The organism is Oceanobacillus salinisoli (assembly GCF_009733865.1).
In the GTDB taxonomy this organism is placed as follows: domain Bacteria; phylum Bacillota; class Bacilli; order Bacillales; family Amphibacillaceae; genus Oceanobacillus; species Oceanobacillus salinisoli.
Window position 1 is genome coordinate 1 of sequence record NZ_WOFB01000022.1, and the last position, 17268, is coordinate 17268.

The 17268-nt window shown below is 40.9% G+C and carries 17 protein-coding genes and 1 riboswitch; of the genes, 3 read left to right on the top strand and 14 right to left on the bottom strand.

From position 1 onward, the window contains the following. Window positions 1-288: 288 nt before the first annotated feature. The 7 genes from GMJ66_RS15505 to GMJ66_RS15535 form a co-directional block, all read right to left on the bottom strand. Complete coding sequence (locus tag GMJ66_RS15505; RefSeq protein WP_156291229.1) at window positions 289-1284, bottom strand: alpha-ketoacid dehydrogenase subunit beta; 996 nt, start codon at window positions 1282-1284, stop codon at window positions 289-291. 12 nt (window positions 1285-1296) lie between these two features. Further along, on the bottom strand, window positions 1297-2268 hold the full coding sequence (locus GMJ66_RS15510; protein WP_156291230.1) for a thiamine pyrophosphate-dependent dehydrogenase E1 component subunit alpha: 972 nt from the start codon (window positions 2266-2268) through the stop codon (window positions 1297-1299). Window positions 2269-2539: 271 nt separating this feature from the next. Then, the gene (locus GMJ66_RS15515) at window positions 2540-3559 is read right to left on the bottom strand and encodes a ThiF family adenylyltransferase (RefSeq protein ID WP_156291231.1); all 1020 of its coding nucleotides are present in this window, start codon (window positions 3557-3559) and stop codon (window positions 2540-2542) included. Further along, window positions 3556-4323, bottom strand: a complete 768-nt coding sequence (locus GMJ66_RS15520) for a thiazole synthase (RefSeq protein ID WP_156291232.1) — start codon at window positions 4321-4323, stop codon at window positions 3556-3558. Before GMJ66_RS15520 ends, GMJ66_RS15515 begins: the two co-directional genes overlap by 4 nt. 2 nt (window positions 4324-4325) lie before the next feature. Further along, entirely contained in the window at window positions 4326-4529 is a 204-nt protein-coding gene (thiS, locus tag GMJ66_RS15525) for a sulfur carrier protein ThiS (RefSeq protein WP_156291233.1), read from the bottom strand. Window positions 4530-4541: 12 nt separating this feature from the next. Beyond that, on the bottom strand, window positions 4542-5654 hold the full coding sequence (gene thiO, locus GMJ66_RS15530) for a glycine oxidase ThiO (protein ID WP_156291234.1): 1113 nt from the start codon (window positions 5652-5654) through the stop codon (window positions 4542-4544). Further along, window positions 5638-6246, bottom strand: a complete 609-nt coding sequence (locus GMJ66_RS15535; RefSeq protein ID WP_156291235.1) for a thiamine phosphate synthase — start codon at window positions 6244-6246, stop codon at window positions 5638-5640. The genes thiO and GMJ66_RS15535 overlap by 17 nt, the downstream gene beginning before the upstream one ends. A 206-nt stretch (window positions 6247-6452) precedes the next feature. Beyond that, window positions 6453-6563, bottom strand: a riboswitch (TPP riboswitch). Window positions 6564-6891: 328 nt separating this feature from the next. On the opposite strand from GMJ66_RS15535, the gene GMJ66_RS15540 reads away from it, so the two are divergent. After that, the gene (locus GMJ66_RS15540; RefSeq protein WP_231514958.1) at window positions 6892-7086 is read left to right on the top strand and encodes a DUF4176 domain-containing protein; all 195 of its coding nucleotides are present in this window, start codon (window positions 6892-6894) and stop codon (window positions 7084-7086) included. A 77-nt stretch (window positions 7087-7163) separates the two neighbouring features. Here the strand turns inward: GMJ66_RS15540 and nagB are convergent, their stop codons facing one another. Continuing rightward, window positions 7164-7910, bottom strand: coding sequence for a glucosamine-6-phosphate deaminase (nagB, locus tag GMJ66_RS15545; protein ID WP_156291236.1), 747 nt, complete (start codon window positions 7908-7910; stop codon window positions 7164-7166). A 5-nt stretch (window positions 7911-7915) separates the two neighbouring features. After that, window positions 7916-9088, bottom strand: coding sequence for an N-acetylglucosamine-6-phosphate deacetylase (gene nagA / locus GMJ66_RS15550; protein WP_156291237.1), 1173 nt, complete (start codon window positions 9086-9088; stop codon window positions 7916-7918). Between the two features lie 134 nt (window positions 9089-9222). Between nagA and GMJ66_RS15555 the strand changes: the two genes are divergently transcribed. Beyond that, window positions 9223-9951: a GntR family transcriptional regulator gene (locus GMJ66_RS15555; RefSeq protein ID WP_156291238.1), complete on the top strand. Its 729-nt coding sequence runs from the start codon at window positions 9223-9225 to the stop codon at window positions 9949-9951. 41 nt (window positions 9952-9992) lie between these two features. On the opposite strand, the gene GMJ66_RS15560 is transcribed toward GMJ66_RS15555, so the two are convergent. From GMJ66_RS15560 to GMJ66_RS15570, 3 genes are all read right to left on the bottom strand, one after another. Next, on the bottom strand, window positions 9993-10889 hold the full coding sequence (locus GMJ66_RS15560; RefSeq protein ID WP_156291239.1) for a DUF7916 family protein: 897 nt from the start codon (window positions 10887-10889) through the stop codon (window positions 9993-9995). Window positions 10890-10977: 88 nt separating this feature from the next. Then, window positions 10978-12438, bottom strand: a complete 1461-nt coding sequence (nagE, locus tag GMJ66_RS15565) for an N-acetylglucosamine-specific PTS transporter subunit IIBC (RefSeq protein ID WP_156291240.1) — start codon at window positions 12436-12438, stop codon at window positions 10978-10980. Between the two features lie 257 nt (window positions 12439-12695). Continuing rightward, on the bottom strand, window positions 12696-13424 hold the full coding sequence (locus tag GMJ66_RS15570) for an SIS domain-containing protein (protein WP_156291241.1): 729 nt from the start codon (window positions 13422-13424) through the stop codon (window positions 12696-12698). A 534-nt stretch (window positions 13425-13958) separates the two neighbouring features. Here GMJ66_RS15570 and sda point away from each other — a divergent pair. Then, window positions 13959-14108, top strand: coding sequence for a sporulation histidine kinase inhibitor Sda (gene sda / locus GMJ66_RS15575; RefSeq protein WP_156291242.1), 150 nt, complete (start codon window positions 13959-13961; stop codon window positions 14106-14108). Between the two features lie 210 nt (window positions 14109-14318). Here sda and GMJ66_RS15580 read toward each other — a convergent pair whose 3' ends face one another. Both GMJ66_RS15580 and GMJ66_RS15585 read right to left on the bottom strand, forming a co-directional pair. Beyond that, a complete protein-coding gene (locus GMJ66_RS15580; protein WP_197046727.1) occupies window positions 14319-16364 on the bottom strand; it encodes a methyl-accepting chemotaxis protein in 2046 nt (681 codons plus the stop codon). Window positions 16365-16485: 121 nt separating this feature from the next. Further along, a complete protein-coding gene (locus GMJ66_RS15585; protein ID WP_156291244.1) occupies window positions 16486-17214 on the bottom strand; it encodes an EAL domain-containing protein in 729 nt (242 codons plus the stop codon). Between the last annotated feature and the right edge of the window lie 54 nt (window positions 17215-17268).

Sequence of the window (17268 nt, forward strand, 5' to 3'; positions counted from 1 at the left end):
CCTCTGAACGAATCAGGAGTTTACTGGCTGCCCGACCCCACTTATCATTTTTGAAGTATCTCGAATTCTTCTCGCAAGGGTCTTACAGCCAGTTCATCACGTGAAAATAATTATTTTTAAATTCAACTGTAACACATACCCTGTATTTTCTTTAATTGCGTTACGTACTTTCACCCATTCTTCTTCTGGTGGTTCTACGGTCGCTTTCACTGATACTTCTGCACGATCTATATGAAGGGATGGGTTTCCTTTTGTTTCCCATGTATCCGGAATTGCTTCCTTTGTAATTCACCTCACAACCATCCCCCCAACCAACACCTCCCTAACCGCCTCCACAATATCCACAACCTGTGGCACCGCTGCTTTCTCAAGTTCCTCATTAAATGGAATAGGTACAGCTGCCCCGCCCAGTCGTTTAATCGGTGCAGCCAAGTGATGAAATGCTTCACTTTCCGCTACCATGCTAGCTATTTCTCCACCAATCCCCCCACGTTTTACTGCTTCATGGACCACGATTAGGTGACGAGTTCTTATGACGGATTCTATAATCGTTTTCTCGTCTAATGGTATAAGCGTTCTTGGATCCACCACTTCTACATGGATACCTTCCTTTTCTAATTGGTCGGCAGCTTCTAATGCTTTATGAACCATCATAGCCGTTGCAACAATCGTTACATCCGTTCCTTTCCGTTTGATATCCGCTTTACCAAATGGAATGCTATATGGTTCTTCCGGCACTTCTCCTTTCTGTTTGTACAACAGTTTGTGCTCGTAAAAAATAACCGGATTGTCATCATCGATTGCGGTCTTTAACAATCCTTTCACATCATATGCGGTAGAAGGCTGTACAACTTTAAGTCCCGGAATATGTGCTACCCATGCTTCCAAACTTTGTGAATGCTGTGCAGCTGCCCCTGTTCCAGATCCACTTGGTGTTCTTAAAACCAATGGAACCTTCCCTTTTCCTCCATACATATATCGTATTTTAGCAGCCTGATTAACAAGTTGATCCATTGCAATGGTGATAAAATCAGAAAATTGCAGTTCAATAATCGGGCGCATGCCAGTTAGAGCAGAACCGACCGCAACCCCAGCAATTGCCGCTTCACTAATCGGTGTATTGCGAATCCGCTTATCTCCAAACTCTTCCACCATTCCCTTTGTGACACCAAAGCCTCCACCGTACACACCAATGTCTTCCCCCATTAAAAATACATCATCATTTTTTCGCATTTCCTGGCTCATTGCTTCTCTTACTGCTTCCAGATAGGTTAATTCTCTCAAGGTGCTCTCCTCCTATGCGTAGACATCGGTTCGTAGTTCATCAACAGGTGGCATAGGACTATTTTTTGCAAATTCAACAGCATCCTCAATCTCCTGATATGCTTCCTGCCTGACTGCTATTGCTTTTTCCTTTGTAAAAATTCCTTCCTCCACTAATACCTTTTCCAACCGGATAATGGGATCCTTTGCACGCCATGCTTCTTCTTCCTTGCGTGTACGGTATGTCATTGCATCACTTTTCGAATGGCCTTTCCATCGATACGTTTTTGCTTCAATCAAAGTGGGCCCTTCCCCACGAAGTGCCCGCTCGGTTGCTTGATATGTTGCATTCACAACCTCTATCATGTCATTCCCATCAATGATGACACCGGGAATTCCGTAAGCTCCAGCCCGGTTCGCGATATGTTCGATATTTACCAATTCAGATACAGGACTGGACATCCCATAATGATTATTCTCACAAAAAAATACAACAGGTAAATCCCAAATGGAGGCCATATTAACAGCCTCATGGAAACTCCCTTCATTTGTGGCACCATCACCGAAAAAGCACACCGTAACATAATCCAATTCCTTCATTTGTGCAGTAAGTGCTGATCCAACTGCTAACGGTATTCCGCCACCAACAATTCCATTCGCCCCTAAGTTTCCACGCTCCAAATCGGCAATATGCATGGAACCACCTTTTCCCTTACAATAGCCAGTTATTTTCCCAAACATTTCAGCCATCATTTTATCCACTCGCGCCCCTTTTGCGATGGAATGGCCATGCCCTCTATGTGTGCTCGTTATTTTATCCTCATCCCTTAACACAGCACATGCTCCCACAGCGGTTGCTTCCTGTCCTACCGTTAAATGGGTTGTGCCATGCATACTACCTTCAGCAAAAAATTGTTCCAACTTCTCATCAAAGAGCCGGATTAGCCACATTTGTTTGTAAAGACTTATGAGCTTTTCATCTGTTATATCTGGAATGAGTTTCATATTTTTACACTCCTTTTGGAAGGTGTTGCTAGTCCTTGATCACGACGTCCGACGATGAAATGGAAATTGCTGAGGTTCACAAGGAATAGGTTATCGTTAACTTTCAATGCACTAAAATTTACAGTTTAATACTCAAGTTAACTATCTAACCGCGTTAATATGCTCTCATCCTCCACCCAGAAAAATCAAAAACAACATACAGCCCCATCCTACTCGCTAACCCCAGCCCAACTGTTTAACATCAGCATGGGACTGGGGAAATAAACTCACCTTACTCCGAATAATACTGCAAAAACCGATTATAAATCGAGCGGGCAACCATTTTGTCATTGGTGCCATGTATGATGGCACGCCCATCTTTGAAGAAAACGACACGATAATCTTCAAACCCGCATGAAAGTAAGAAAGGATTGAGGATTGGTTTGGTAACCATTCCTTTTAACCTTTCCATAAAGACGTTAAGCACAAACGTTTGTGTTGTTGCAGGTCTAATTTGTACTGCGTCTCTTCCACATAATACCTCGGACTTCGTTTGGTTCTTATATTGTAAATACGGAAAGGTTTGCTCGTTGCCACATGTTGGGCAATGTTCATTTTTCAAACGCGTCACATCGATTTCAGCCTTTTCATCTTTCCATACATCCGTTGACTTGAGTAACGGTTTTACAGGTTCTCCTGATAGAATCTTTAAAACTTGTGTCACTTGTGTTGCCGCAACGATTTGAACGATTGGACTAATAACGCCAACCGTTTCACAGGTCATGTTATCGACTGGCAAATGGTTTAATAAACAATGCAGGCAAGGTGTTTTTTCCGGAATGACCGCAAATGTGGTACCATAGCTTGCGACACAGGACCCCATAATAAAGGGAATACCATGTTTTACGGCAGCATCATTTGCGATTAACCTTGTTTCAAAATTATCTGTGGCATCAACTATGACATCATGCCCCTTTATCATTTCCTGGATATTGAGACCATGGACATCACTAACAAGACTATGAATCGTTATTTCACTATTAATCTGTTGTAGCCTGTTTTTTGCCGCAACTGCTTTAGGCAGCTTGTTCCTGGCATCTTCTTCACTATAAAGCTGCTGTCTCTGTAAATTACTCCATTCCACATAATCCCGGTCAACAATGGTGAGTTCGCCAACACCAGCCCTTGTGAGCATTTCCGCACTACTTGACCCAAGGGCGCCTGCTCCAATCATAATCACACTGCTATTCTGTATTTTACTTTGTGATTTTTCCCCTAAAAATAATTCCTGTCGTGCATACCGATTTTTCAAGATCCTACCATCCCTGTTGTTGGACTGCTCGCCACCGCATAGTCTTTTTCTTCAATACGCCCTGCAAGATAGCCTAATCTGCCAGCTTCTATCGCGTATTTGACAGCCTTTGCCATTTTAACAGGATCCTTAGCACCGGAAACCGCCGTATTAAGAAGAATCCCATCTGCTCCAAGTTCCATCGCATATGTAACATCTTTTGGAGAACCAATTCCTGCGTCAACAATCACTGGAACCTCGGACTGTTCGATAATGAATTGTAAGTTTAATGGATTAATAATTCCCTTTCCTGATCCAATTGGACTTGCTCCTGGCATAATGGCATGAACACCCAGGTTTTCCAAGCGTTTAGCCAATACCACATCATCTGACGTATATGGCAGAACAACAAACCCCGCTTCAAGAAGCATTTCGGACGCTTTTAATGTTTCCACCGGATCTGGCAAAAGTGTTCTCTCATCACCTATCACCTCTACCTTAATCATGTCACATAATCCGGATGCTTTGGCCAGTTTGGCGATTCGGGCAGCCTCTTCTGCTGTTTTTGCCCCAGCCGTATTGGGAAGAAAGGTATATTTACTTAAGTCCAATTGTTCCAGAAAATTCGGTTGGCTTTCTTCAAAGATATTCATTCTCCTTACAGCAAACGTTAAAATTTCCGTTTCTGATACGGCCACAGCCTCTTTTTGAATTTCAAATGATGGGTACTTTCCTGTTCCTAATAAAAGACGTGATTGGAAAGTACGATCAGCAATTTTTAACATCCTCATCCTCCTCCTACAAAATGAATAATTTCCACTGCGTCCCCATGAGATAGCTTTTGATGTACATAGTCCTCTTTCATCACGATTTCCTTATTAATTTCCACAACTGCAATGCGTGATTGTAAATGATAATGGGCCAAGAGCTTTTCCACGGAATTTACTTCTTCCGGGATTTCCACCTGTTTCCCGTTTAGCTGAACATTCAAGCCTTTCACCTCCTAAACCCTCATGTACTGACGGCGATCGACACGAAACGCCTCCACCCATTCTGACTTTATTTCTTTATCCAGAATAAAATCACAGATCATTTGTCCGGTTTCTGGAGCAAGTAATATTCCGTTACGGTAATGACCACTAGCGATGAGAACTCGCTCCTCTTCTGGATGCCTTCCAATAAATGGATGCCCATCAAATGTTCCAGGTCTCAGTCCAACCTTAAAACCAGCTATTTTAAATGCTGATGCAGCCGGAAGCATGGTATTTGCTTTTTCAATTAAAAAGTTCACCCCTTGGAGGCTTACCGTGTCACTCCAGTCATCTTCCACCATCGTGGCACCTATAATCAGCTTTCCATTATTTCTTGGAACGATATAACAGCTATCATGAAATAGCGTATGTGTTAAAACCGGTTTTTCATAGTGAACAATGATGCTTTCCCCTTTGACAGGTGTGAGTTCTTCAGTAATACCAAGATTCTTAAAAAGAGCCTTACTAAAAACACCCGTAGCAACCACCACATGCCTTGCTTCTATATCACCATTGGCAGTTTGAACAATATAGTTGCCATCTTGCTTTTCGATGCCATAGACATGACTGTATTCGAAAAATTGTGTACCTAAAGTCTGAGCACTTTTGGCAAAACTCTCACACGTACGAGTAGGAATGACATTGACATCATCCTTGATATATGCTGCACCTAATACATCGGGAGAAAGACCTGGCTCCATTTTCCTTATCTCACTCTCGTTTAACCATTCTACTGTTGGCCGAACGAGAAGATGATTCAGAGCGTGAATGTCTTCTTCTGAGAATGCAAGCTTTAAAATTCCGCCCTCCCTGTATCCGATATCCACACCACTTAACGCGTATAACTCATCTTTTAACTCGAAATATTTCTTTTGGCTTTCTCTTGCGAATGGGAAAAAGGCGGAGGAATTCTCATTGCATTCTGAGTGGGCTCCAAGCATCCCAGCAGCCGCACTCGTCGTTTTCGCTCCAATACTGCCACTGTCCAATACCGCAACTTCCACTTTTTCCTTTGCTAAGTAGTAGGCAATGGAACAGCCAATAATCCCACCCCCAATGACCACTACTTCATACTTTCGTTTCATCATGAATCTCCTCACAGAATTTTTTTGTCACTAATTGTGGTTCCTCTGCTTGAAAAATACTGGACATGACAGCCACTCCATCTGCTTTTACCCGCTTCATAATTGGCATTTTGTCTATCGTCATTCCGCCAATCGCATAAACAGGAATAGCAAGTTCCCTTTTCATCTGCAAAATCGGTTCCACTCCATTGGGTGCTAACCCCTTTTTGCTATCTGTTTCAAAGCAATGGCCGAATAATACATAATCTGCTCCGTCTTTTTCTGCTGCTTTTGCCTTTTCGAACGAATGAACACTGCAGCCAGCCCTGATTTGTGGATAACGTTGTTTCAGCCTTTTCACCGGTAAACCATGTTCTGGTAAGTGAAGATTTGGAATGCCCATAAGCAGTGCAATATCTAATCGATCATTTATCATGATTTTCTCGTTCCTTACACCACCAGCTTGTAAATAATCCAGTAAAGTGATAATTTCTCGAGCGGATTTCGTCTTTTCACGAATTTGCACAAAATCGATCCAATCCTTTATGGCAATAATCGTTTCAGCAAGCTCCTTTACCGGGTGGCTGTCATCGGTTACTGCGATCAGTTTCATGTGATCCCTCCTCCCCCTCAAGGTACTGAATATTGGGAATTCTACATTTACAGAATGAAAAGGAAGTAAAATATTGCCTAGAAACAAACTTTTTTCCGAACAGGAAGTGAATCTTCTGTCGGAGTGGGAATTGGATTGCTGCAATAAAAAACCACTCTCCATACTGGAAAGTGGTTTCATATTTATGAAAAAGTACATAAAATACATAGTCGCGCTTACCACTTCCCTACGCAGGTACAAGCCTGTTCAGGTCAGAAGGGTTTCAAAGTAAACTACTTTTCTCTCAGCCCTTATCAAGGGTTCCCCTAGTGTAAAACAAATCATTATTTAATTTTCATCTTTAATTTAACATAAAAAGGAATATTTGGAAAGAGTTATTTTTTATAATAATTCTTAAATATTAAAAAGTGACATGGATGAAAGGGGAAGTAAGTGTTGTTGATATATAAATGTGCGAACATCTATGTGGCCACATTCTAACATAATAATTAGTAGTACTATATTCAATACTTAAGTTTTAAAATAGTAGCGATGATATAAACCACTTGAAAATACTACCAATCGGCAGTGTCGTCCGTCTAAAAAACGGCGACGTCAAACTCATGATTTTGAATAGAGCTCCTTTATATAATCAAAATGGTGAAATTGGCTACTTTGATTATTCTGCCTGCATCTATCCCAAGTGGAAAAATAGAGGAACAGGTTTATTTCTCTAATCATGAAAATATTGAAAAAATCTATTTTGAAGAATACATAGATGAACAAGAAGAATTATTCCAGGAGCAATATGAAGAAAGACTAAAAGGGATTAAGTATAAGAAATTTAAAATCAATAACTAATCTCACGGGACTATTTTGTTTTCTACGTTATTTCAAAAAAGCTGTCACGCACCATCCACCATGACAGCTTTTCCCTCTTATTTATTTAAAATCTGATTTCCAACTTTACTGAGAGCCGCTTCATCCGCAATAATCGTTACATAATCATGCTGCTGCAATACAGAAGCTGGGAAGTCTTCACTTACTTCGCCCTCCAGCAATCGTGCAACTGCATCCGCCTTTTTCTCGCCATACACAAGCAGCACAATTTCTTTACTTTCCATAATCGTTTCAATTCCCATCGTGATCGCCTTCGCTGGCACATCCTCCATCGAATCAAAGAAGCGTGAGTTGGCGTTGCGTGTGGATTCATCCAATTCCACCACATGAGTTCTGCTTGTAAACGGGGTTCCCGGCTCATTGAAACCGATATGTCCGTTGAGGCCCAATCCTAAAACTTGTACATCCACATAGCAAGCATCTCGAATAACCCGTTCGTAATCCTTACACTCCTGATCTAAATTTTCTGCAGTGCCATTAGGTAGATGGGTATTTCTCTCAAGTACATCCACATGACGAAACAGCTTATCGTTCATATAAAAATAATAGCTATTCGGATCATTCTTCTCCAATCCAACGTATTCATCCAGGTTAAATGTCAAAACATCTTTAAATGACACTTCACCCTTGTTATACTTTTCAATCAAACATTTGTACATGCCTTCTGGAGTCGACCCTGTTGCCAGCCCCAATACAGGATTATCCAGCGTTTGAATTTTATCGATAAGATATGTGCAAACTTTTTCACTCATTGCAGCATAATCTTTTACTTTAATAATATTCATTACAATTACTCTCCTTTAAACGCAATCTCACCACGGCAGATGGTGTATTGGATATTAAAATCGTTATCTACAAGCAATATATCTGCGTCTTTCCCTTCTGCAATACTTCCCTTTCGATCATATACACCGATTTGTTTTGCTGGGTTAACAGAAGCCATCTTTATAACATCCTGCAATGTAACACCATCGAGATTTATCATCATTCGAGCTCCGTCAATCATTTTCAAAATGCTGCCAGCCAATGTTCCATCTTCCAAAACGGCACGGTCCTCGGTTACTTTAACGGGTTGTCCGCCGAGCTCATAATCTCCTGCCGGCAACCCCTTTGCCCGCATCGCATCGGTAATAAGAATGAGCCGGTCACTTCCTATATTGTTGTAAATAAGCTGCAGCATTTCCGGAACAACATGAATTCCATCGGCAATAAGCTCTGCACTTAGATTTTTCAATTGAAACGCCGCACCAACAGCACCAATATCCCGATGATGAATTCCGTTCATCGCATTGCATAAATGTGTCAGCTGGGCTACTCCTTGCTCTACAGCTTTTTTAATTCCTGCAAATCCTGCATCCGTATGGCCTGCAGAAACATTGATGCCATTTTCGGATAACGCTCCAATAAATGAGCCGTCTTTATCATGTTCAGGAGCCATCGTAATCGTGCGAATGTGGCTACCTGAAATTTCCTGCCATTTATTAAACTGATCCAGGTCAGGCTTTTTAATGTATGCTAAAGGCTGGGCACCTGCTTTTGACTTTTCAACAAATGGTCCTTCCAAATGAACCCCGATCATTTCTGCTTTGCCTCGTTTATTTTTATAGTTTGCGACATTTATTAGTGCTTTATCAATATTTTCGTGAGACTGGGTAATCGTTGTTGCCAGGAAACTGGTTGTGCCCTCTTCCGGAAGTAAGGAGGCCACCGCATTAAGCGCTTCTTCTGTTGCATCCATCGTATCCGCTCCGTTTGCACCATGTATATGTCCGTCAATAAAGCCTGGGATTGCCTTCAGATTTGCAGCATCCATGATTTGAACCGACTCTGGCAACTGGGTAGGCAGGTCTTTTCCAGGAAGAATGGATTTAATCTTACCAGCTTCCAACCATAGACCACCATTCACTTCTTCACCGTTCTCTAAGAAAATAATTGCATTTTTTATAAAAATAGAAGCTTCCACCAACAATCATTCCTTTCATCTTACTATCAAAGTACCATAAATATATATAGTTGTCTATACATTTGTATATGTGTACAAGTTGATTTTAATTTGTTAAAATATTGTAAAATACGCTGACAAGAAAGGGAATTTTCATGATTGATAAAAACTCACCAATCCCCATCTATTACCAATTAGAAGAAGAAATTAAGCGTATGATTCAGGATGAACTTTCTCCTGGGGACTTGCTTCCATCTGAACGGGAATACGCTGAAAAATACGATATAAGCCGAATGACCGTCCGACAGGCGATTACAAACATAGCAAAGGAAGGATTAATCTACCGACAAAAAGGGAGAGGAACCTTTGTTGCCGAGAAAAAGTTCGAACAGGATCTTTCCGGCTTATCCAGTTTCAGTGAAGATATGAGAAATCGCGGGATGGTTCCTTCTAATAAGTTATTAAGCTTCAAAGTCATTTCCAATGATCCGCATGTTGCATCCATCCTTAAGACAGAACCGAATGCCGAAATTTATGAGGTCATTCGAGTCCGTCTCGCAAATGAGGAACCTGTGGCACTGGAAACCATTTACACCCCAAAGAAATTAGTTGGTGAATTGCAGGAACCGGACCTTTCCATTTCCTTTTATAAATATATTGAACAAAAACTACAATTAAAAATCACCTATGGCCAGCAAACCATTGAAGCTTCATTGGCAAATCAGGAAGAAACCAAGCACCTGCATATCAAAAAAGGTGACCCAGTACTTGTCATGCAACGAATAAGCTACTTAGAAAACGACCAGGAAACACCAATAGAATACGTCAAATCCACCTACCGCTCTGATAAATACAAATTCAAAATGCAACTCAAACGCGATTAGGTGCCTGTCACTTCCCGAAATTTGTCGAATGTGTGTGTAGCTTATCTTAGGATGGAGGCGGCCATGCGCGTGTAGGTGTGGCGTTTTCCACGTATAGTAATGGAGTAATCCATAATACGTTCAGGAACGGCAATGCCATTCATTCCAGCATCTCCAATGTGATGGATGTCTGCTCCTGCCATTTTGTTATATAAGGCGATTTGCTGAATCGTTTCTTTTTCCGCCCCTTCCTGGCTTGTTCCAATCGTGGTCAGAGCCAGTGCCCCTCCTTCATGAATCGCATCGATCAGTCTAGATGTCTTTTCCTGTGTTACACCGGGAACCGTCCCAACTCCTGGTACAAGAACAATATCCGCACCTGCAGCTACAAACTCTTTAACTGTTTCTTCTACGGCTAATCCCTCTTTCACACCGGCACCGTGCATTTTTCCAGCAATAATCATCAAGCCAGCCTCTTTCGCCACCTTAATGCTTTTTAAAATTGCTTCATTCGTAACTCCTGTTTTCGGATTGCCTGTTAGACATACATAGTCAGCACCTAATTCTTTAGCCTTTTTCAATGAGTCTTCTGTCGCTCTTCTTCCCTCTGGCAGTTCATCCAATACCTCTAACGAATCCGCCTCCTCATCCACCGGTTCCAAATTAACGCCAACCGGCCTTCCAACTAATCGCTTCATTTCCCTGATTATTTCAGTTGTTTCCGCATTGTCTAAGCCTTCTATTCTTGGTTCATTCACATCAAACAAATTCAGTAAAATCAAATCCGCCCCAAATGCTGCCACATACTCTGCATTGGTCAACCCCGGATACAACGGAGTGGCCTGAACAATTACCTCAGAAATCATCGTTCTCCCTTCCGATGCCTGAATCGCCTGCAGCAAATCACTTTTATCCATTTTCGCAAAATCAGATGCTGTACAATTTAATAAACGTTTCATTTCACATTCCTCCAATATGGTGCCTTTCACTTCCCAAGTTTGTCTTATTTCAAAAAGGCCAGTATCTTTATGATACCGGCCCTTTCGCTTATTTATTCTTGCGCAATTTATGCACTTCTTCTGCCACTGCTTGAACTTGTGTTCCGACAATGACTTGAATACTGTTTTTTCCAACGACATTGACTCCAGGAACCCCGGTAGCTTTGATTCGCTTCTGGTCCACAGTGTCCATGTCTTTTACCTCTAAACGCAAGCGAGTGGCACAGTTATCAACCGATGTAACATTTTCGTCTCCGCCAAGTGCATCATAGATTGTCTCAGCCATGACTGCATATTTATCTTTGCCAGCAGTATCCGCTTCCGGTTCTGCATCCACCACTTCATCTCCTTCATCCTCTTCACGACCAGGCGTTTTGAAGTCAAATTTAACAATTAAGAACCGGAACAGGAAGTAATACACCAATCCAAATGCAAGACCTTGAACGAGCAGCATGTATGGATTATTCGCTAATGGAAGTCGTGAACTTAAGAAAAAGTCAACTAATCCAGCACTGAAACTAAATCCTGCTGTCCATTCAAAGGAAGCTGCTATAAATAAGGATAAACCAGTTAATGCTGCGTGAATCACATAAAGTACTGGTGCTAAGAACATGAATGAAAATTCAAGTGGTTCCGTAACACCCGTAAAGAAGGAAGCAAAAGCCGCTGCCATTAATAGGGAAGCAGCCTGCTTTTTCCGCTTCGTTTTTGCTGTATGATACATCGCCAGGGCAGCTGCCGGCAGACCAAACATCATAATCGGGAAGAACCCTGCCTGGTACATACCAGTAATCCCTTTAACACCTTCACCAGACCAGAAGTTACCGATATCATTAATCCCGGCAACATCAAACCAGAATACGTTATTCAAGGCATGGTGAAGACCTGTTGGGATTAAAATACGGTTAAAGAATCCGTATAATCCTGCACCAACTGCACCTAATCCACTGATTGCCTCACCAAATGTAACCAAACCAGTGTACACAACCGGCCATACATATAGCATAATGATAGAAACAATCAGCATAACAGCAGCCGTAAGAATCGGCACTAACCGTTTTCCACTAAAGAATGCCAGTGCATCCGGCAATTTCACGTTACTATAGCGGTTATATAAAGCCGCTGCAATTAAACCAGAGATAATACCAATAAATACGTTTTCAATCGCACCAAATGCCATGTTTACATTTTCCGCTTCTATTTGCAGCAAGTTAGCAACATTGTTCGTTGATAAAACGGTCGTAATAACAAGATAGCCGACTAAACCACTAAGTGCCGCTGGCCCATCTTTGGCCCGTGTCATCCCAATAGCGACACCGACTGCAAATAATATCGGAATAAAGTCTAAAATTGCACTACCCGCACTAATCAAAAATACTGCAACGACATTGCCAGATCCCCATCCTTCCGGATCAATCCAGTAACCAATACCCATTAACACCGCAGCTGCAGGCAATACGGCAACTGGAAGCATTAATGACTTACCTAGGTTTTGCAGATATTTCATCATAAGTAATAAAACCTCCCTTGAAAATTAAAATTTTGTTGAAAAGGCTAGTCCATTTTACTATATCTGTTACCAAATAAGTGTTCAGTACTATTCTTTATGAAAGTAAGCCTTTACAATCCGTAAAAATTATACCACTTTTAAATATAGTTGTCTATACCACTATACTTTATGATGAACTTTAGAAAAACTCGTATTCTCCAGGCATGAACGAATTTGTTCGCTACTTCTCAGCTATATTTTTATGCTTTGCTTATGCACTAGAAGGAAATCCGATCCCGATATTTTTCCATTACCGCTTTATTATGCTCATCTGCACCATCAACATTTCCACTTAATAGGACTGGTGGCTCGTACCCATTTTTCGCCATTTGTGAAATGGTATCGGCCACCATCGCATTAATAATCGATGCACCCACTACGGTCGAACCAGGTGCAAAATTTACCGCCACATTCTCATCAGACAACAGTGCATCTCCCACTGGTATATGATTATCAATCGGTAAATCGACCACCTCATGCAAAAACTTCCCGCTTTTGTGCCTGGACGTTTGTCCTTCAGCATAAACAAAGGATGAGATACCTATTACAAAAGCCCCTTTTTCCTTTGCAATCAGCGCTGCATCAATCGGTACAGGATTTCTGCCTGACGTCGAAATTACCACCATCACATCATTTTCCCGTATATCCTGTTCCTCCATAAAGCTTCCTGCATAATCAGGGGTTCGTTCCAATTCCGACGACCGAAGCGCACCTTCATGCAGCATTAATGGCTCATGCAGGATTGGATGAATCGGAACCAATCCACCTGCACGGTAATAAACTTCCTCGGAAAGCATATGAGAATGCCCACATCCAAATAAATGCACCACTCCATCTTTTTGGATGGATTCAGCAATTTTATCTGCAGCTTCTGACATTTTCTCAGCCTCTTTAGCTACCACAGTATCTAGTATGCCCTTGATTTGCCCAAAGTATTGATAAATCATCACATTTCCTCCTTTTGAAGCATGGGGACCGTTTCTCCTGCTTCCTTTTTGTATAAATTAATTAAACAAGTAACATTCAGTTTTAATAGCGTGGAAATTGGTTTAAGCGTACGATTATGCATTCAATTCGTGCGAGAACTTTCGCAATTCGAGCTACAACCTATCCTGTTCGTCCGAGAACATCCCCAATTCGAGCTACAACCTATCCTGTTCGTCCGAGAACATCCCCAATTCGAGCTACAACCTATCCTGTTCGCGCGAGAATTCCCCCAATTCTCGCAAAACAACTCAACCTGTTTCTGTAACAACCCAGCCAATTACCGGAAAACAACCTAATCCGCCCCAACTACCTCTACATCCCACCCTTCAAATAAGAACCATTTCCTACCCAAAATAAGAATACCTTCTTATTCCCCACTCCACTTTTATACTTTAATATAAACAGTAAGAAAAAGAAATATGAAGCGAATCGCAAAAAATGCATCTCAAAACACTTCTGTTTAAACAGCTCTAATATGAAAATGGGGTAATCAAATGGAATTTTTAAGCAATAGCGCATTAATCGATGCATACAACAAAGCTGTTGAAATAGAATTAGCAGAGGACTTTGTAAAACTGATAACAAATGAATTGGACAGAAGGAACATTCAGCCAGACCAATCTAAACAGGCACCGGCTAAATAACGTATGGTGCCTGTCACTTCCCGAAATTTGTCGAATGTTTTTTGACCTCTATCCCTTGCTTGCCAGGGGATTTCTCCTCCCTACTTACTAAAAAACCGAACGGTGCCTGGCACCGTTCGGTTTAATATTTATCACGTGATTGTTCACCTTACAATCAGCAGGGGATAAATCCCCCCCCACTAATTGAAGGTTCACTTTATGTCTACAAACTTAAATCTTAAATTTCCTCAACATCTCGTGTAATTCTTCCGACATTTTTGCCATCTCGTTGGCAGAAGCTGCTATTTCCTCTGATGAAGCTAATTGCTCTTCTACCGCGGAGGAAACTTCCTGGGTTTGCGATGCCGTTTCTGTTGAAATGCTATTGATTTGCTCGATATTAGAAGTAATCTGATCAATCGCTGCACTCATTTGCTGTGTTGCAGATGATACTTCTTGAATTTGATCGGTCACTTGACGAACAGAAGTCTGTATGTCATCAAAAGTATGCTCCACCGACTTGATTGCTTCAATTCCCTGTGACGATTTTTGAACGGTATGATCTACAGATAACACGGTTTGCTCGGTTTCTCCTAAAATTGCCTGAACTAATTCTTTAATCTGATTCGAGGACTCCTTGGACTGCTCCGCTAAAAGCCTTACTTCATCAGCGACGACCGCAAAACCACGTCCATGTACACCGGCTCTTGCTGCTTCAATAGCAGCATTTAATGCAAGCAAATTGGTTTGTTCAGCAATTCCTGTAATCACTTCAACAATTTTTCCGATTTCCTTTGATCTTTCTCCTAAGCTTTTAACTTTCACAGCCACATCCTGGAAGTTTTCATTAATTGACTCAATCTCTGAAACCGATGAATAGACCGATTCTGCACCAGAGTTTGCCTTTTCTGTCGTTTGGGAAGCAAAATCCGCAACCTTTTGTGTATTAGTAGAAACTTGCCATACCCCACTGGAAACTTCCTTCACCATTTCAGAGCTGGATGCAGCATTTTGTGCTTGTTCCTCCGCTCCTGCAGCAACCTGCTGGATAGCCTCTGCTACTTGCTGACTTACTTCAGAGGACTGTTCGGACGTTGCCGTAAATTCTTCAGCAGAAGCAGCAACCTTTTCTGATGTCAATCGTAACTGTTCCACCATGGCACGAAGACTGGAAAGCATTTGATTGAATGAACCTGCCATTTCCCCGATTTCATCGTTATTTTTAATGTCTATTTTTTCAATAGTTAAATTACCACTGGCAATTTGCTTTGCAGTGTTGGATACCAGCTTAATCGGTTTAACAATCGACCGAATGAAAAATAGTACAAGAACAATAGCTATAACTAAACTAATCAAACCAACTGTAAAAATACCAGATTCCAATCCGTCTATTTTACTCATATATTGTTGCACCGGCATATAGGAAACTACATATAATCCGTACTTCTCATTCTTTTCAAATGAGGCAATATTTTCTACTCCATCAAGAGAAAAGCGTGCCTGCCCTGATCCCGTTACATTTAATGTTTGATAAAAGCTCTGTAATCCATTTTCTTCACTAAAATTCAAATCAAGAACATACTCGGCTTGGTCTGAGGCAATCACAAGACCCGATCCATCCAAAATCATCGTATTGACATTTTGCTCCGAGCTTCCCTGAGCTAAGTCTTCGGTTAATTTATTGATGTCTACAGAAATAACGAGTACCGACATTATCTCCTCTGTTTGCTCATCCATAATCGAATTCGAAACTGCAACAACAGGTCGGCCCGTTGCTGGTGAATACAAATAACCACTAGCAGATACTCCTGGATTGTCCAGTTGCTCATAATAATAGGCCTCAGATTCCGTATCAAAGACGTGTCCAACCGATCCTCCACCAATAGCATCTATAAATACTTTATCATCATACGAATAAAAGATATTTTCATAGAGTCCATCTGAATTGGCTAATCTGTCCTCGATGTTATTGGTAATTGCATTTCGCTTCATCTCATCGATATCTTCTTCCTCAAAAACCTCTTCAAAAAAATCAATCGTCGCAATTTCCTTAACCATGGCATCCGATATTTTGAATTGCTGATCAAAAACCATATCTATTTGATTTTTCTTTTCCATTGCCAATCTTGACAGCGAACTGCTAGCTTCACTCTCTAAAGCATCCGTTGAAGATTTGGTTGTATAAAAAAAGATAATAATCATAGGAACCAGCAAACAAATTAAAAATATGCTGGACATTTTGACAAATAAATTACTACTATATCGTTTGTTTTTCATTATGATGCTCCCTCGCATTCCCTTTATACGGATAAACTCCCCGGCAGGTAAAGACATTCCATGGATGTGATTTCCAACATATGAAGCCTAAGAACCTGTCTTTGATATATTCCTGAAAACTTTATACCTCTACGCCCCGTAAAGGTGCAGGTTTCCCCAGTAAATATCCTTGTCCAAATTGAACTCCAAGCGTATGAATAATGGAAAGTTCCTTTTGATTCTCGATTCCCTCCTGAATAAGATAGACATTGGTACTTTCACAAAAAGTTACAATCGATTTAATCATTTCCTGTTTAGATTCTGATGCTGCTAACCCATCGGCAAAATACCTGTCCATTTTTATAAAATCCGGAGTGAATTCTATAAGTGCCCGTAGCGAAGCAGTTCCTTTGCCAAAATCATCAATGGCAATAAAATATCCCAGCTTTTTCAATTCTGCTATTCTATCTTGCAGTAAAGATGTGTTACAAACTACTTCTGATTCATTTATTTCTAAGATAATTTGATAACTCTTGATGTGAGTTTCTAATAGAAGTTTGTGCATAAATTTCAGGAATGCTGGTTGAGTCAGTGTGGAAGGATAAACATTGATAAACAATTTATCCCTCTCTGTCATCCCACTTATACGGGAATACGAATAAATTGCCTTTTGGATATTTTTGATTTCGAGTTCATACAGGCAGTTTTCTGCAATAGCTGTTTGAAATGCCATTTCGGGATTTTGAAACAATTTCGACCGAAATAATACCTCATATCCGATTCTTTTCCTTTTTTTTAAATGATATAATGGCTGAAAATGATGAAAGAATTGCTCATCATCGATTAGACTTTTTAGGTTATTTGTAGACATAATATAAACTCCTTTTTAGAAAATCAATCAAAAATACCACCCCAAAAAGGTGGT

Excerpts from the sequence above, each read along its gene's own strand:
- GMJ66_RS15510 (WP_156291230.1), bottom strand. The coding sequence starts at position 2,268 with ATGAAACTCATTCCAGATATAACAGATGAAAAGCTCATAAGTCTTTAC.
- sda (WP_156291242.1), top strand. The coding sequence starts at position 13,959 with ATGGAATTTTTAAGCAATAGCGCATTAATCGATGCATACAACAAAGCT.
- GMJ66_RS15535 (WP_156291235.1), bottom strand. The coding sequence starts at position 6,246 with ATGAAACTGATCGCAGTAACCGATGACAGCCACCCGGTAAAGGAGCTT.
- GMJ66_RS15585 (WP_156291244.1), bottom strand. The coding sequence starts at position 17,214 with ATGTCTACAAATAACCTAAAAAGTCTAATCGATGATGAGCAATTCTTT.
- GMJ66_RS15570 (WP_156291241.1), bottom strand. The coding sequence starts at position 13,424 with ATGATTTATCAATACTTTGGGCAAATCAAGGGCATACTAGATACTGTG.
- nagB (WP_156291236.1), bottom strand. The coding sequence starts at position 7,910 with ATGAATATTATTAAAGTAAAAGATTATGCTGCAATGAGTGAAAAAGTT.
- GMJ66_RS15520 (WP_156291232.1), bottom strand. The coding sequence starts at position 4,323 with ATGTTAAAAATTGCTGATCGTACTTTCCAATCACGTCTTTTATTAGGA.
- thiO (WP_156291234.1), bottom strand. The coding sequence starts at position 5,654 with ATGAAACGAAAGTATGAAGTAGTGGTCATTGGGGGTGGGATTATTGGC.
- nagE (WP_156291240.1), bottom strand. The coding sequence starts at position 12,438 with ATGATGAAATATCTGCAAAACCTAGGTAAGTCATTAATGCTTCCAGTT.
- GMJ66_RS15560 (WP_156291239.1), bottom strand. The coding sequence starts at position 10,889 with ATGAAACGTTTATTAAATTGTACAGCATCTGATTTTGCGAAAATGGAT.
- GMJ66_RS15555 (WP_156291238.1), top strand. The coding sequence starts at position 9,223 with ATGATTGATAAAAACTCACCAATCCCCATCTATTACCAATTAGAAGAA.
- GMJ66_RS15580 (WP_197046727.1), bottom strand. The coding sequence starts at position 16,364 with ATGAAAAACAAACGATATAGTAGTAATTTATTTGTCAAAATGTCCAGC.